Source organism: Rhizobium sp. AC44/96 (assembly GCF_001692185.1).
In the GTDB taxonomy this organism is placed as follows: domain Bacteria; phylum Pseudomonadota; class Alphaproteobacteria; order Rhizobiales; family Rhizobiaceae; genus Rhizobium.
In genome coordinates this window covers 57,203-72,265 of sequence record NZ_LXKO01000012.1, presented here as the reverse complement: position 1 = coordinate 72,265, position 15,063 = coordinate 57,203, and the positions used below count along the sequence as shown (strand labels likewise).

The 15,063-nt window shown below is 61.3% G+C and carries 19 protein-coding genes and 1 other RNA gene; 10 read left to right on the top strand and 10 right to left on the bottom strand.

Annotation, left to right across the window (positions count from 1 at the left end; genetic code table 11):
- Nucleotides 1-19 precede the first annotated feature (19 nt).
- Complete coding sequence (locus A6U87_RS12085) at nt 20-595, bottom strand: cytochrome c family protein (RefSeq protein ID WP_065691514.1); 576 nt, start codon at nt 593-595, stop codon at nt 20-22.
- Nucleotides 596-749: 154 nt separating this feature from the next.
- Here A6U87_RS12085 and A6U87_RS12080 point away from each other — a divergent pair, with 154 nt between their 5' ends.
- Nucleotides 750-1,505, top strand: a complete 756-nt coding sequence (locus tag A6U87_RS12080) for a 3-deoxy-manno-octulosonate cytidylyltransferase (protein ID WP_065691513.1) — start codon at nt 750-752, stop codon at nt 1,503-1,505.
- A 10-nt stretch (nt 1,506-1,515) separates the two neighbouring features.
- Nucleotides 1,516-2,376 (top strand): prephenate dehydratase, encoded by an 861-nt coding sequence (locus A6U87_RS12075; protein WP_065691512.1) that lies wholly within the window; start codon nt 1,516-1,518, stop codon nt 2,374-2,376.
- A 27-nt stretch (nt 2,377-2,403) separates the two neighbouring features.
- Here A6U87_RS12075 and A6U87_RS12070 read toward each other — a convergent pair whose 3' ends face one another.
- From A6U87_RS12070 to A6U87_RS12050, 5 genes are all read right to left on the bottom strand, one after another.
- Nucleotides 2,404-2,772, bottom strand: a complete 369-nt coding sequence (locus A6U87_RS12070) for a VOC family protein (protein WP_065691511.1) — start codon at nt 2,770-2,772, stop codon at nt 2,404-2,406.
- A 100-nt stretch (nt 2,773-2,872) separates the two neighbouring features.
- Nucleotides 2,873-3,097 (bottom strand): hypothetical protein, encoded by a 225-nt coding sequence (locus A6U87_RS12065; protein ID WP_065691510.1) that lies wholly within the window; start codon nt 3,095-3,097, stop codon nt 2,873-2,875.
- Between the two features lie 52 nt (nt 3,098-3,149).
- Entirely contained in the window at nt 3,150-3,854 is a 705-nt protein-coding gene (locus A6U87_RS12060; protein WP_065691509.1) for a YafY family protein, read from the bottom strand.
- 9 nt (nt 3,855-3,863) lie between these two features.
- A complete protein-coding gene (nudC, locus tag A6U87_RS12055; protein WP_065691508.1) occupies nt 3,864-4,826 on the bottom strand; it encodes an NAD(+) diphosphatase in 963 nt (320 codons plus the stop codon).
- Nucleotides 4,823-5,233, bottom strand: a complete 411-nt coding sequence (locus A6U87_RS12050; protein ID WP_065691538.1) for an HIT domain-containing protein — start codon at nt 5,231-5,233, stop codon at nt 4,823-4,825. Before A6U87_RS12050 ends, nudC begins: the two co-directional genes overlap by 4 nt.
- 89 nt (nt 5,234-5,322) lie before the next feature.
- Between A6U87_RS12050 and ffs the strand changes: the two genes are divergently transcribed.
- The 4 genes from ffs (at nt 5,323) to A6U87_RS12030 (ending at nt 8,327) form a co-directional block, all read left to right on the top strand.
- Nucleotides 5,323-5,419, top strand: an RNA gene (gene ffs / locus A6U87_RS12045) — signal recognition particle sRNA small type.
- A gap of 47 nt (nt 5,420-5,466) precedes the next feature.
- Nucleotides 5,467-7,335: a DNA polymerase III subunit gamma/tau gene (locus tag A6U87_RS12040; RefSeq protein WP_065691507.1), complete on the top strand. Its 1,869-nt coding sequence runs from the start codon at nt 5,467-5,469 to the stop codon at nt 7,333-7,335.
- Nucleotides 7,336-7,357: 22 nt separating this feature from the next.
- On the top strand, nt 7,358-7,681 hold the full coding sequence (locus tag A6U87_RS12035; RefSeq protein WP_065691506.1) for a YbaB/EbfC family nucleoid-associated protein: 324 nt from the start codon (nt 7,358-7,360) through the stop codon (nt 7,679-7,681).
- 34 nt (nt 7,682-7,715) lie between these two features.
- Nucleotides 7,716-8,327, top strand: coding sequence for a LysE family translocator (locus A6U87_RS12030; protein WP_065691505.1), 612 nt, complete (start codon nt 7,716-7,718; stop codon nt 8,325-8,327).
- 97 nt (nt 8,328-8,424) lie between these two features.
- Here A6U87_RS12030 and A6U87_RS12025 read toward each other — a convergent pair whose 3' ends face one another.
- Nucleotides 8,425-8,904 (bottom strand): Lrp/AsnC family transcriptional regulator, encoded by a 480-nt coding sequence (locus tag A6U87_RS12025; RefSeq protein WP_065691537.1) that lies wholly within the window; start codon nt 8,902-8,904, stop codon nt 8,425-8,427.
- Between the two features lie 112 nt (nt 8,905-9,016).
- On the opposite strand from A6U87_RS12025, the gene A6U87_RS12020 reads away from it, so the two are divergent.
- Nucleotides 9,017-9,586 carry an alpha/beta hydrolase gene (locus A6U87_RS12020; protein ID WP_065691504.1) on the top strand — a complete coding sequence of 190 codons (570 nt, stop codon included), beginning with the start codon at nt 9,017-9,019 and terminating at the stop codon, nt 9,584-9,586.
- Here the strand turns inward: A6U87_RS12020 and A6U87_RS12015 are convergent.
- A complete protein-coding gene (locus A6U87_RS12015) occupies nt 9,550-10,167 on the bottom strand; it encodes an MOSC domain-containing protein (RefSeq protein WP_065691503.1) in 618 nt (205 codons plus the stop codon). The genes A6U87_RS12020 and A6U87_RS12015 overlap by 37 nt on opposite strands.
- Nucleotides 10,168-10,224: 57 nt before the next feature.
- Between A6U87_RS12015 and recR the strand changes: the two genes are divergently transcribed.
- Both recR and A6U87_RS12005 read left to right on the top strand, forming a co-directional pair.
- Nucleotides 10,225-10,830 carry a recombination mediator RecR gene (gene recR / locus A6U87_RS12010; RefSeq protein WP_065691502.1) on the top strand — a complete coding sequence of 202 codons (606 nt, stop codon included), beginning with the start codon at nt 10,225-10,227 and terminating at the stop codon, nt 10,828-10,830.
- An 8-nt stretch (nt 10,831-10,838) separates the two neighbouring features.
- The gene (locus tag A6U87_RS12005) at nt 10,839-12,092 is read left to right on the top strand and encodes a lytic murein transglycosylase (RefSeq protein WP_065691501.1); all 1,254 of its coding nucleotides are present in this window, start codon (nt 10,839-10,841) and stop codon (nt 12,090-12,092) included.
- Between the two features lie 2 nt (nt 12,093-12,094).
- Here A6U87_RS12005 and A6U87_RS12000 read toward each other — a convergent pair whose 3' ends face one another.
- Nucleotides 12,095-12,550, bottom strand: a complete 456-nt coding sequence (locus A6U87_RS12000) for a GNAT family N-acetyltransferase (RefSeq protein ID WP_065691500.1) — start codon at nt 12,548-12,550, stop codon at nt 12,095-12,097.
- Nucleotides 12,551-12,557: 7 nt separating this feature from the next.
- Nucleotides 12,558-14,189, bottom strand: coding sequence for an MFS transporter (locus tag A6U87_RS11995; protein ID WP_065691499.1), 1,632 nt, complete (start codon nt 14,187-14,189; stop codon nt 12,558-12,560).
- A gap of 235 nt (nt 14,190-14,424) precedes the next feature.
- Between A6U87_RS11995 and rimP the strand changes: the two genes are divergently transcribed.
- Nucleotides 14,425-15,030, top strand: a complete 606-nt coding sequence (gene rimP / locus A6U87_RS11990; protein WP_065691498.1) for a ribosome maturation factor RimP — start codon at nt 14,425-14,427, stop codon at nt 15,028-15,030.
- Nucleotides 15,031-15,063: the final 33 nt, after the last annotated feature.

Below are 15,063 nucleotides of genomic sequence, written 5' to 3'. Positions count from 1 at the left end.
TTTCATGATGCTGTAAAGTTCACTGCGTAGCCGAATCCGGCGCATTCGGGTCCGGCAGCGGAACCGGCGAATCGGCCAGCGTGTGCAGGTACAGGATGACATTGGCGCGGTCCGCATCCTTCGGCAGGCCGGCGAAGCCCATCGCCGTGCCGGCAACGTACTTCTTCGGAGCTGCGAGGAAGTGGCTCAAGTGGTCGAACGTCCACTTCTCGCTGCCACCCTTGGAGAAGTCCTTCATGGCCGAAGAGTAGGCGAAGCCTTCATGCGAGGCTATCGGACGATCTACGACACCAAAGAGGTTCGGCCCGACCTTGTTCGGTCCCCCTTTAGTGCCGTCATGACAGGCCTGACACTTCTTGAACACAGCCTCGCCAGCCTTCGCATCGGCCTTGGCGAGCAATTGCGCGATCGGAACGGCTGCGGCCGGTGCGGCCTCACCACCGCCAGCGGCTGATGCTTCTTCCGCAACGATTGCGAAGCCTTCCTTCTCCGGCTTCTCGGAATGAAAGATTCCCTCCGACGCGATGGAGACCGTCATCAGAACGAAAATCGTCCCTAGCAGCGCCCCCACTGCCGTATTCACGTATGAATTCATCTGCAATGCTCCCCTCGCAGCCGGCAGACATAAAACCGGACCATCTTGAAATCGCGCGGAACCTATGTCTTTTGGCTATCTGTTGCAACAGTCTAAATGGTCTACTGCGTGAGACTTTTTGACACTTTTCCGCCCGGATTTGAAGGCCTGAACAATGACCAGTCCAAATTTAGATAACGTCCTCGTGCTCATTCCCGCGCGCTTGGCGTCGACCCGCCTTCCGGGCAAACCGCTGGCCGATATCTGTGGCCTGCCTATGATCGTGCAGGTCGGCTTGAGAGCCAAGGAAGCCAATATAGGTCGCGTCGTTGTCGCGGTTGATGATCAGCAGGTCTTCGACGTTGTGTCGCAAGCCGGCTTTGAGGTCGTCATGACCAGCAAGGATCACCAGTCCGGGTCGGATCGCATCTACGAAGCGCTGATGAAGATCGACCCTGAGGGCAAGGCGCAGTACATCGTCAATGTTCAGGGCGATCTGCCGACCATCGAGCCGGAAACCGTGCGTGCATCGTTGCGGCCGCTGGAGGATGAGCGCGTCGATATTGCCACGCTAACCATCGAGATCGACAATGAGGCAGACAAGACGGCGCCGCATATCGTCAAGATCATCGGTTCTCCGCTTTCGGAAAACCGCCTGCATGCGCTCTATTTTACCCGTGCGACCGCGCCTTATGGCAAAGGCCCGCTCTACCACCACATCGGTCTTTATGCCTATCGCCGCAGCGCCCTAGAGCGCTTCGTCTCGCTCGGCCCCTCGGTTCTGGAAAAGCGTGAGTCGCTCGAGCAGCTCCGGGCCCTGGAAGCCGGCATGCGCATCGATGCCGAGATCGTTGACACGGTTCCGCTCGGTGTCGATACTCCCGCCGACCTTGAAAAGGCGCGGCGCCTACTCTCCGCAAAATCGAACTGACGAGTTTCCTATGAACATCAAGACCAACAGGATCGCCTTCCAGGGCGACTTCGGCGCGAATTCGGACATGGCGTGCCGCGACATGTTCCCGACGATGGAGCCGCTGCCCTGCCAGACGTTCGAGGATGCCTTTGTCGCCGTCGATAACGGCGAGGCCGATCTCGCGATGATCCCGATCGAAAACACGATCGCCGGCCGCGTCGCCGACATTCATCATTTGCTTCCGGAATCGCGCCTCCACATCATCGGCGAATATTTCATGCCGATCCGCTTCCAGCTGATGGTGCTGCCCGGCGTCACCAAGGACGAGATTCGTACGGTTCACAGCCATATTCATGCTCTCGGCCAGTGCCGCAAGATCGTGCGCGCCAACGGCTGGAAGGCTGTTGTAGCGGGCGACACGGCCGGTGCCGCAAAGCTGGTGCAGGAAACCGGCGATCGCTCGATGGCCGCCCTTGCGCCGCGGCTTGCCGCGGATCTCTATGGTCTCGATATCGTTGCCGAAAATGTTGAAGACACGGAAGACAACGTCACTCGCTTCGTCATCCTCTCGCGCGACGAGCAATGGTCGCATCGGTCCTCGGACGAGGAGAAGCTGGTAACGACTTTCGTCTTCAATGTCCGGAACATCCCGGCCGCGCTTTACAAGGCGCTCGGCGGCTTTGCCACCAACGGCATCAACATGACGAAGCTTGAAAGCTATCAGCTGGGCGGACGGTTCGTCGCAACCCAGTTTTATGCCGATATCGAAGGTCATCCGAACGACGCCAATGTCCGGCGAGCCTTGGAAGAACTGCGGTTCTTCTCCGAAAAAGTTCGGATCCTCGGCGTCTACAGGGGCCACCCGATGCGTGGCCAGCTGCAGAAATGAGATAGGGCGCCAGCGGCGCCCTTTTTGTTACTTGTCCGGCTCACAAACCCGTAGCCTATGCCCGTCCGGATCGAGAACGACGAAGGTCGGCCCGAAATCCAGGTCGGTCAGATCCTGCGCGATCGGCAGGTGGCGGCTGCGCCAATCTTCGTAAAGACGCGAGACGCCGTTTTCTCCGGGAACCATGAAGGCGATCTCGGCCCGGCTGCCGGTGGCCGAGGGTTGCGGCGCGACCTTGCTCAGCCGCCAGAGGCCGAGGGTGAAGCCCCCGTCGAGCGCGAAGGCAACGAAATTCGGCGCTGCCGCCACCGGTTCCCGGCCAAGCAGGCCCCGATAGAACGTTGCGCTTTCGGCGGGATCCTTGACGTAAAGAATAATCAGGTTCGGACTGTTCATGATTTTTCCCTCTAAGTGTGAATTGGTCGCAATGTCGCGGAGGCCGCTGCGGCCGCAATCGAGTGCGATCCGGATCCGTGTCGGGAGTGATTCGATTGAGCTATCGTTCGGCGTCGCAGAGACGCCAATCCGTGAAGCCGAGGTCGCGCCTCATGTTCTCGGATATCGTCCGCGGATCGAGGTGCGGATGGTGGTTTCTGGCCATCCGGCGCGAGGCGTTCATCATCATCCGCAGCATCAGGGATTGCGGATATCCGACCTCGCTGGAAGCGTCTTCGGCGAGTCGGTTGCCGCACTTGGCTTCTGTGTGGTTCAGGCTCGTCATATCAGTTCCTCCTGTTTGGATGAGACTGATACTAGCGCTACATGCTGTCAGTTTATGGCAGTAGTGTTTGGCGTTCTGGCGGAATGTGTTCCCGGTCACGCCACTCCTGCAGAAGCACCGCGCGGCGTCGCGGATACCGCACGTCCTGCGTCGTCATTTCAACGATCCGGTCGGTACGGAAGTGGCGATAGTCTTGCCGTAGCTCGCACCATGCCACCACCATGCGGACCTGCTCGAGGTAGCTGATCGCAAACGGCCAGACGTTGCGGATCGAGACCGTGCCGCCCTCGTCCGTATAGGTCAGCTTCAGAACCCGCTCGTTGCGGATTGCTTTTCGAATGATGCCGAGATCGGCCTTGCTGGCGATGGGCGGGCGCATATGGATGAGAAGCGGCGAGGTTTCGATCTCGTCACGGATCTCGCGCGGCAGCACGTCGGCTATTTTTGCCAGGGCATCGGCGCCGGCTGCGGCCAGGCGCGGATCGGCTGCACGCGCCACCCAGCGGGACCCCAGAACCAGTGCTTCGATCTCGTCTTGCGAGAACATCATCGGCGGCAGCATGAAGCCGGGCTTCAGGATGTATCCGAGCCCGGGTTCGCCCTCGATCAGCGCACCCTGCGCCTGCAGGCTGGCGATGTCGCGATAGAGCGTGCGGATGCTGACGCCGGTCTCTTCCGCCAGAACGGCACCACTGACCGGCCGCCGGTAGCGGCGTAACGTTTGCAGCAGGGTCAACAGGCGTTCGGAGCGCGCCATGGCACGAGCCTATCGGTTTTTCCACTCCACCCAGTCACGCATCAGGCGGTGGGCGATGGCGCCTTTCGGCGGCGGTGCCTTGCCTGTGCTTCCCGGGCGTTCGAGCATCTCGAGCGTTTCCTCGCGCGTGAACCAGCGGCAGTCTTCCAACTCCTGCTCGTCGCGCTTGATCTCGGTCGACTTGGCTTCCGCGTAGCAGCCGATCATCAGCGTGTGCGGCATCGGCCAGGGCTGCGATGCGTGGTAGCGGATCCGCGCCGTGTGGATGCCCGATTCCTCAAGCGTCTCCCGGCGAACCGCGTTCTCGATCGTCTCTCCCGGCTCGACGAAGCCGGCGAGACAGGAATACATCCCCGGCGCGAAATGCGGGCTGCGGCCGAGCAGGCAGAGATCACGCTCCTCGTCCACCGCCAGCATGATCACGACAGGATCGGTGCGCGGAAAGATCGTGTGTTCGCAGGCGGTGCAAATACGCTTGTAGCCGCCGATGTGGATCTCCATCATCGAGCCACAGCGACCGCAGTACTTGTTGTCCCGGTTCCATCGGATGAGGCTTGCCCCCTGGGCGAATTCGCCCAGCAGGACCTCGTCGATCAGCATTTCTCGAAACAGCGAGCGGCCGTCGGCCGGCTTGTACTGGCTGGCTAGCTCTTCTTCGGAGACACCAACGGGAACGGCAAGGCGCGGCTCTCCGGTCTTACGGTAGCCGAGCAGAACGGTCTCGTCCCAGTTGGGTTTCAGGTCCTTCAGTTCGTAGCGCGCAAACAGCGGATCAAGCACCTGTCCGTCGTGCTTCAGAACCAGCTTGTCTCCGGTGAAGGCAAAGATATGCGTGCCTTCCTTGGCAAGCGCGGCGTCCACGGACGTCTCGTCACGGTGCTCGGAGTCGCGGATCAGGTCATTGGCGGCAAAGGCGGTCAGATTGCTGGGTTCCGGATGTGGGACATCCGAATCGAAAAGCGAACGGCTCATGATGAAAGGGCTTCCCGCAACGTCTCTATGAATTCATCTCTCTTTGCGTCTTCGTAGGCTTCCGCCTTGCCGAATCCCCAGACGGGACCCGGCCAGTTGGCATCGCCTTCGAAGCGGGCAATGACATGAACATGAAGCTGCCGAACGATGTTGCCAAGGGCCCCGATATTGATTTTCGTCGCGCCGGTGATCTTCTTCAATGCCGTTGCCGCAAGCTCCGTCTCGAAGGTCAGCATCACCTGGTCGAGCGGCGTCAGCTCGAAGACCTCGGTGACATCGGCCCGCCGAGGCACCAGAATCAGCCACGGCCAGCGGGCATCCTTGGACAGACGGATGTCGCAGAGCCCCGTCCGCATGACACTGACGCTGTCGTTTTGAAGCCGAGGGTCGAGCGTGAAGACGTCCAACAGGTATTCCTCCAGAGTTTTCCAAAGGCTAGCAGTTTTTTTTGAGCTTGGCTTGCTTTTGATGACGATATTGCCGATATGTGCATCCGGGAGGTTGGTGGTGGACGAGCCACTCGCCAACCGGGTCAGGTCCGGAAGGAAGCAGCCCTAACGAGCCCGGCACGGGTCATCGTGCCAGCCTCCCACCCTTCTCTCCATTCTTTGCCCGAGCAGTCCGGGCGCTAAGCAGGGCGATGAGCGACACCGAGCGACAATCACAAGATGCCGCCTCGACAGGCACCGGATACCGGGTGCTGGCACGCAAATACCGCCCCAAGGATTTCACGGATCTGATGGTCGGCCAGGAGCCGATGGTCCAGACCCTGACCAACGCCTTCGAGACCGGCCGCATTGCCCAGGCCTACATGCTGACCGGCGTCCGCGGTGTCGGCAAGACGACGACGGCCCGCATCCTGGCGCGTGCGCTGAACTACAAGACCCCAGAGATCGACAAGCCGACGATCGACCTCCGCATTCCCGGCGAACACTGCCAGGCGATCATGGAAGGCCGCCATGTCGACGTCATCGAGATGGACGCCGCCTCTCACACCGGTATCGACGACATCCGCGAGATCATCGAGCAGGTGCGCTACCGGCCGGTGTCGGCGCGCTACAAGGTCTATATCATCGACGAAGTGCACATGCTCTCGACGCAGGCCTTCAACGGCCTGCTGAAGACGCTCGAAGAGCCGCCGGAGCATGTGAAGTTCATCTTCGCCACCACCGAAATCCGCAAAGTTCCGATCACGGTCCTGTCGCGTTGCCAGCGCTTCGATCTGCGCCGCATCAGCGCGTCTGATCTCGTCGGCCTGTTCACGACGATTGCTTCGAAGGAAGGGATCGACGCCGAGCCTGATGCGCTTGCAATGATCGCCCGCGCTGCCGAGGGCTCGGCCCGTGATGGCCTCTCGCTGCTCGACCAGGCGATCGCCCATGGCGGTGGTGCCGTGTTGACGGAAGCCGTGCGCGGAATGCTCGGCCTTGCCGACCGCGCCCGCATCGTTGATCTTTTCCATCACGTCGTCAGAGGTGATGTCGCTGCCGCACTCGGTGAGTTTGGAAGTCAGTATGAAGCAGGCGCGAACCCTGTCGCGGTCCTGACCGATCTGGCTGATTTCACGCACTTGGTGACCCGCCTGAAGTATGTCCCGGATGCGGCCAACGATCCGTCGCTCAGCGAAATCGAACGCACCAAGGCGGCGGAATTCGCAAAAGGCATCGCCGTCACGACGTTGTCGCGTATCTGGCAGATGCTTTTGAAGGGCATTCCCGAGGCCGAGGCATCGTCGAGACCTGCCGGTGCTGCTGAAATGGTGCTGATCCGTCTGGCCCATGCCGCGCACCTGCCGGCGCCGGAAGATGCCGCGCGTCGTCTCGCCGAGTTCTCCGAAAACAATGGTGGCGGTGGTCGCTCTCCCGCACCATCAGGAAATGGTGGCGGCGCCACGGTCAATTACCAGGGCAATGTGATGGCCCGCGCCACGGAAGCCGCGCCGCCGCGACCGCAGGCACCGGGCCCGACCGCCATGCTTCGCGCGGTCCCCAACCTCGATCCGCAGTCGATGCCTGTCGGCCGTATCGAAGCGAAGCCGGCCGAGGCGCCGAAGCCGCTGGCGTCGGTCAATTCCGTCAGCGACATCGTCGATCTCGCCGGCGAGAAACGCGACGTGAAGATCAAGGCGCTGGTGCGCAACTTCGTGCGGCCCGTGCGCGTCCAGCCCGGTATCCTCGACGTCAACCTGACGGAAGGCGCGCCTGGCACGCTGCTCAATGAGTTGGCGGTCAAGCTCAAGGAATGGACTGGTATCCACTGGATCGTCAGCCTCAGCCGCGAAGCCGGCCAGCCGACCATGGTCGAGGCGGAAGCCCGCGCCAAGGAGCAGCAGGTCAGCGATGCCCGGCAGGACCCCGATGTTGCCGCGATCCTCGCGCAGTTCCCCGGCGCCAAGATCATCGACGTTCGCGTCAGGGCGCCGGAGCCTGAAGAGGAGGAGGTCAAGGCACCCGCTGCCGCCGAATCCGAAGAGGGCGATATCCTGCCCGGCGACGACATAGAATTCTGAGAGACCAAGAAGGAGCAAGACGATGCGCGACATCATGGGCATGATGGGCAAAGTCAAGGAAATGCAGGCCAAGATGGAGCAGATGCAGGCGGAAATCGCCGAGCTCACGGCCGAAGGCAAGTCCGGCGGCGGTCTGGTGACCGTTGTTCTGAGTGGCAAGGGCGAAATGAAAAGCCTGAAAATCGATCCGTCGCTGTTCAAGGAAGACGATGTCGAAATCCTCGAGGACCTGATCGTCGCGGCTCACAAGGACGCCAAGGACAAAGCTGAAGCCGTCGCGGCCGAAAAGACCAAGGCGCTCACAGCCGGCCTGCCGATTCCGCCCGGCTTCAAGATGCCGTTTTGAGATCGCGCAGGGCTTCAGCGTAGGGGGAGGCGATATGAGTCTGACGACATTGCTGGTCTTCGCCGGCGCGCTGTTCATTGCCGCCGCGACGCCGGGGCCGAGTGTGGCTGCGCTGGTCGCTCGGGTCCTGTCCAAAGGGCCGCGCGACGTCCTCCCGTTCATTTTTGGCCTGTGGAGCGGCGATGCGATCTGGCTGACCTTTGCCGTGGCTGGCCTCTCCGCAATCGCCACGACCTTCTACCACGCCTTCCTCGTCATCAAATGGCTCGGCGTGCTCTATCTTCTCTATCTCGCCTGGAAAATGTGGTTTGCGAAGCCCGACGCTGAGGCAGAGACGCTGCCGGAAACCAAATCTCCTGGCCGGCTTTTTCTAACCGGTCTGGCGATTGCGCTAGGCAATCCGAAGATCATGATGTTTTACGTCGCTCTGCTGCCGTCGATCATCGACATCCGTTCCGTTTCGGTCCTCGGATGGATCGAGTTGGTGGCCACGCTCTTCCTCGTGCTTGCGGTCGTCGATCTCAGTTGGACGTTTCTTGCCGCAAAGGCCCGCAAATTCTTGAAGAGCCCGCGCGCCGTTCAGATCGCCAACCGCGCCAGCGCAGGGACGATGGCCGGCGCGGCAGCGGCGATTGCGATGCGATGAAGACTGGCGTTTGCCAGTCTGCGCGTCCCACCACGATTTCCTCTGACGGCGTATGGTGTTGCGCCCGCCGCCGGCCTGAGCGGTCCGCTGAAATGCGTCAGCGCGCCCGCGCGAGCCGCAGCAGGTCACGTCCGATAGGCTTCACTGGCTCGCTGCGCAGCACCAGCGACGTGGTCACCGCGCCATAGCGGGCGATGCTGTCCACGATGATTTCAAGTTCCGAAGGTGTTGGCACCAGCACCTTCAGAATGAAGCAGTCCTCGCCGGTCAGACGCAGCACCTCGATCACCTGCGGCATTTCCGAGAACTGCTTCAGGCACGCCCGGATATGCTCATGGGTCGTCCGCAAGCGGATGACCGCCATCATCCCGAGGCCAAGCGCTGCAGCGCTGATCCGCGCGCCGTACCCTTCCACGATCCCGCGTTCGTCCAGCCGTTTCAGCCTCTCCGACGTTGCCGGTTGGGAGAGGCCGACCTGCCTGCCGAGCTCCGAAACGGAGATGCGACCATCGCGCTGGAGGATCTCGATGATCATCACATCGGTGGGGTCGAGTTGGCGTTCGCCGAAATTATTCATCAAGCATCACCTTTAATCTATCGGCTTCGGATGGTTTTCTCCGATGCTTTCCCATGTCTGTCGGCGACTGTCTCATGCAGTTTGCAGCGCTGGCAACAGGAAAGGAGATGCTATGAGGGATGTGATCGTGCTGCCCGGGATCGGCGGTTCGGGCGAGGCGCATTGGCAATCGCACTGGGAGAAAGCCGAGACCAGAATGCGCCGATTTTCACCGTCGAGCTGGGACCAGCCGGTGCTTGATGATTGGATCGAAGCGCTCGATCGCGAGGTGGGCAATTTGGCCGAGCCGCCGTTGCTCGTCGCCCACAGCCTTTCCTGCCTGCTGGTTACGCACTGGGCTGGACAATCTCGGCGTGTAGCTGCCGGAGCCCTGCTGGTTGCGCCACCCGATCCGACATCTTCTGTTTTCCCGGGCGAAGCGGCGAGTTTCGCCAATCCGCCCATGGCAGCGCTGCCGTTCGCATCTCTCGTCGTCGCGAGCAGCAATGATGACTATGGTTCACTCGCATATGCGCGTACCTGTGCCAACCAATGGGGAAGCGCATTCCTCGACGTCGGTGCCTATGGTCACCTCAACAGCAACAGCGGTCTTGGCGATTGGCCGCGGGGACGTGCGGCTCTGACGGCTTTCGAGGCAAGCCTCGGTCAGGTCTCTTCCTCAAGAGCCCTGCGCAGCTTGTAGTGGATCGGAGCCGCGAGGTATCGGGCCCGCTCTTCGGTCGAAAGCCGCCTGCCGAACGTTGCCATCATTTCAGGTAGCATCACTCTCGCGCCGCTGAACGAGCGAAGCTCGATGCTTTCACCCGCGGTGACCGTGCCGCCGCGAATGACCCGGCAATAGACGCCGGGTCGCGCTGCTTCGGTATAGCGCTTGACGAACTGGGGATCGCCCATCCGGGCAGCAAAAGTCGCGCAGGGAATACGGGCTGCGGTCACTTCGAGCTCGATATCGCTGGCGACAAATCGATCGCCGACGGCAACGTCTCTGTTGTCCAGTCCGCCGACCACCAGATTTTCGCCGAAGGTGCCGGGTTCTAGTGGATGCCCCAATTGCTCCGACCACCAGTCCAGCGTGAGCGAGCCCTCTAGGTAGACGGCCTGATCGACGCCGCCGTGGTGCTTGCGATTGCAGATAGCATCCCCGACCAGCCCCTCGGCATCGACCAGCACACCGCCGCGGAACGGGTTCTTGTTGATGCCGGTCTTGTAGCTTTTGCCCGGCAGCCTTTCGGCATTGCCAATACACACGGTGAGGATTTTCATGCGGTCCGTGGTCCTTGCGTGTTTCCGTTTTCGCAGCATATGGGCTAAGAACCGCTCATGGCAAAGCGAGTCACCGGCCCCGAAATCGAGAAACTCATCCAGCTCCTGGCGAAGGTGCCGGGCCTTGGCCCGCGCTCCGCGCGCCGTGCCGCCCTGCATCTGATCAAGAAGAAGGACCAGCTGCTCGGACCCCTGTCGAACGCGATGGGCGAGGCCTACGACAAGGTCAAGATCTGCTCCCGTTGCGGCAACGTCGATACCGTTGATCCGTGCACGGTCTGCACGGACGAGCGGCGTGATCAATCCGTCATCATTGTCGTCGAGGACGTCTCCGATCTATGGGCGCTGGAACGCGCCGCCGCCCTCAATGCTGCCTATCACGTACTGGGCGGCACGCTGTCGCCGCTGGACGGCGTCGGGCCGGATGATCTGAACATTCGAGGTCTGATCGAGCGCGTGAGCGCCGGTGGCATCCGCGAGCTGATCATCGCCGTCAACGCCACCGTCGAGGGGCAAACGACAGCGCACTATATAACTGACCAGCTGTCCGGCCTCGACGTGAAGATCACGCGATTGGCGCATGGCGTGCCGGTCGGCGGTGAACTTGATTATCTCGACGAAGGCACGCTGACGGCCGCGCTGAGAGCCCGAACCGTCATCTAGGGGGAAGCATGAGCAAGCGTATGTTCGGCCGTCTTTTTGGTCTGAGCGCGGCATTTCTGGCACTCTCATTTTTTCCTGCCCTGTCCGCCTCGAAAGCCGACGTCGAAGCGCAGTTCGAAAAGTGGATCCAGGCCGATCTGTGGCCGGAAGCGCAGAAGAACGGGATATCCGAAAAGGCGTTTCGTGCCGCGTTCGCGGGCGTCGAGCTGAACTGGAACCTCACAGATCTCGCACCTCCCGGCTTCCCACCGCCGAAGGAGCAAAAGCAGACGCAGGCCGAATTTTCTTCGCCGGCCCCTTATTTCAACGATGATCGACTGAAGCGCCTGGCCACCACGGGTCGCGGCTTTGCCTCGCAATACGCCTCGACCTTGAAGAAGATCGAGAAGACCTATGGCGTGCCCGGTTCGATCGTGCTGGCTGTTTGGGGCCGCGAAACCGGCTTCGGTGCCGCGAAGCTCCCCAACTCGGCGATCGAAGTGCTGGCCACCAAGGCATTCATGTCGACCCGCAAGGAGATGTTCCGCACCGAGCTGCTTGCGGCCCTGCACATCATCGATCGCGGCGACTCCACCCCGGCCGAATTCAAGGGCTCGTCTGCCGGCGCGCTTGGCCAGCCGCAATTCATGCCAACCAGCTACCTGAAATATGCGGTCGATTTCGACGGCGACGGTCACCCCAACATCTGGACGTCCGTGCCCGATACGCTGGCCTCGATCGCCAATTTTCTGGTCCAGAAGGGTTGGCAACGCGACCGCGGCTGGGGCTACGAGGTAACCATCCCCGAACAGGTGTCCTGTGCGCAGGAAGGCCCAGATCTCGGCAAGCCGATTTCCCATTGGGCTTCGCTGGGGATCGATCGCGTCACCGGCAAGGCTTTTCCGTCGGATGAGAAGAAGGCAAAGGGCATGATGCTGGTGCCGGCTGGCCGCGACGGCCCGGAATTCATCGTCACGCCGAACTTCTACGTGATCAAGGAATACAACAATTCCGATCTCTATGCGCTCTACATCGGCAACCTCGCGGACCGGATCGCCTATGGTTCCGGCGCGTTCCAGGGGCCATGGGGTGACGTCGGCAAGATGCTGCGCTCGGACGTCGCCAGCATGCAGAAGGCGCTGGAGAAAAAGGGATATGATGTCGGTGGCACGGACGGATTGCCGGGCTACAAGACCCGCCGCTCCATTGGCCAGTGGCAGGAAAAGGCCGGCATGAAACCGACCTGCTATCCCGAAGCCTCGATGATCGGCAAGCTCAAGTAGCTTCAGAGAGGACGCTTCAGGCCTTCGTGGCTCGCCACGAAGCCAAGCTTCTCGTAGAAGCGGATCGAACCCGGCCGGCTCTTGTCCGAGGTCAGCTGCACGAGGCCGCAGCCGCGTTCGACGCATCGTTCCACCGCCCATTCGATGAACCGGGACCCGAGCCCTGAACCGCGAGCATGTCTGGCGATGCGCACGCTTTCGATCTGGCCTCGCCACATGCCCGTCCGCGAAAGGCCCGGAATGAAACTCAGCTGCAGAACGCCGGCAACGCTGTCGGCTTGATCCACCGCGACACAAAGCAGCTGGTTGGCATCTGCCTCGATGGCGGCAAACGCGGCGAGGTAGCGCGCGTCAGGTGGATCGGAGACGATTTCGCGCGTTTTCCCGAGATCGTCGTCGGCAAGCAGGTCGATGATGGCTAAGAGGTCGGAACGGTGGGCTGCCCGGAAGGTGTACATGCGTGCCTCAGTGGTGCAGGTCGATCGGTGCCTTGTAGAAGACATCGTCGTTTGGCGGAATGGCCAACCGCTCGATCAGGCGATGGACGGCCGGCGTCGTGTCGCCCTGGTGGAGGGCTCGAAGCCGATCGGTGTTTTCGGCATCTGACTGCGTGCGCCGCTGATTGTGCCTGATGTATTCGACCCATGTCGGCGTGTGATAGGTTTCGGTCCAGCAGCCAGGCTTTTCCAGATCGCGCATCAATGCCCAGTTCCTGGCGCCGTCACGGATGCGGATGCGCCGGCGCTCCCCCATCAGCATGAGAAATTCGGGCAAGTCGTCGTCAGCGATTTCATAATCGACCTGAATGACGATCGGGCCGCTCCGTGGCGTGATGTCGAGGCTGAGTGCCGGTTCGGTGAAGCGGTTCAGCGGATCGAGATTGAGGGATTCGAAAGCAGGCATGGAAAAGCGCAGGCCGACGACAATGCCGAAAAGCATGACGACGGCGGAAATCAGCAGCGCGTTGGCCACCCCATAGCGGTCCGCGGCCAGGCCCCAGAGCCAGCTTCCGCCGGCAATGCCACCGAAGGTAACGGTCTGGTAGAGCGACAATGCCCTGCCGACGACCCAGCGCGGTGTCGAAAGCTGCACGATCGTATTGAAGAGCGATAGGGCAAGGACCCAGCAGGCGCCGGAGATGACGAGCCCGGCGCAAGTCAGGGCAGCGATCGGGCTCATTGCGGCAATTGTGGCGCTCAGCGCGAAACCGGCAAATGAAAGGCGCACGATGGTTTCGCTCGAAAATCGCTCCCGCAGGCGCGCGTTCAGCACGGCGCCGCCGATTGCGCCGATCCCGAACGAGCCAAGCATCAAGCCGTAGGTCAGGGGTCCGCCCACGACGAGTTCCAGTGCCACGATCGGCAGCAATGCGAGAACGGAGCTGGCGCTGATGCCGAAGATCAGGCCGCGCAGCATGACCTTCTGCAAGTTCGGAGACATGGAGATATAGCGAAGGCCGGCAAAGATGGCGCTTCCGAGCGACTCGCGCGGCAGTGTTGCAACGGGAAACGCCGGCTTCCAGCGGATCAGCGCAAAGATCAGCGCGAAATAGCTGAGCGTGTTCACCGCAAAGGCGGCCGCAGCCCCAGCCGCTGCCACGATCACGCCCCCGAGCGCGGGACCGACGCTGCGGGTGATGTTGAAGCCGACGCTGTTGAGCGTCACCGCATCCGGCAGATCCGCACGCGGCACCATGTCGCCGACGGAAGCCTGCCAGGACGGGTTGTTCAGCGCGGTACCGCAGCCGATCAAGAAGGTGAAGAACAGGAGCAGCCAGGGCGACAGCCAACCGAAATAGGCACACACGCTGAGAAGTGCCGACACAGAAAGCATGAAGAATTGTGCCGTCAGCATCACCCGTCGGCGGTCGAAACTGTCGGCCAGTGCTCCCGAGATAAGCGAGAACAGCATGATCGGGAGCGCCGTCGAGGTCTGCACAAGCGCGACCATGTCTCCTGACGAGGTGATCACCGTCATCATCCAGGCGGCGCCGACGGCCTGAATGAGGCCACCGAAATTGGAGGCGATACTGGCGATCCAGATTGTCCGGTATGTCGCATGCCGCAGTGGCGCCAATGTTGAAGACGTATACGCCACGGTCCCTCCCGAACGATGCTCTACGCTGCCTGAATCACTATAAGCGGAATGGCGGCACTGGCCATATGCTCGTTCCCATACTCTGGCCCTTGGCGATGGACCTTGCTATTTTATGGAAACCGGCCTATATGGCTCTCAAATCTTGATCGCATTGATGAAGAGTGGGCCGCAAGGACCCGCTCTTTTTTATTACCGCGATCATCCGAAATGCATGACATTGCTAGGAGCGCATCGCTTGTCGGATCCGACGAACGCAGACAATGAACTTGAGCCGCGGCTGATCACCGAGACTGGCCTTGACCAGCGCCTTGCCGCGATCGTCGAGCCCGTGCTTATCGATCTCGGTTACCGCCTGATCCGTGTCCGCATGCTGAACCAGAACGGCGCCACCATGCAGATCATGGCCGAGCGCAACGACGGAACCATGGACGTCGAAGGCTGCGAGGAGGTCTCGATGGCCGTTTCTCCGGTTCTCGATGTGGAAGATCCGATCGATAAAGAGTATCATCTGGAAGTGTCGTCGCCCGGCATCGATCGCCCAATGGTGCGCAAGTCCGATTTCGTGCGCTGGCAGGGCCACCTTTTGAAGTGCGAAACGTCGATCATCGTCGGCGGCCGCAAGCGTTTCCGCGGCAAGATCGTTTCCAGCGACGTCGATGGCTTTACGCTCGAGCGCGACCAGGTTTCCGAGGGCGAAGAACAGAACATCGTCATTCCGTTCACGGCTCTTGCCGATGCGAAACTCATTCTGACCGACGATCTGATCCGTGATGCACTGCGCGCCGACAAGCTGGCGAAGGCAGAGGCCGCGAACCAGAACGAAGCGGAAGACGAAGAATAACCGATCAACTTGTGGCGCCAGGGAAGGGAACCC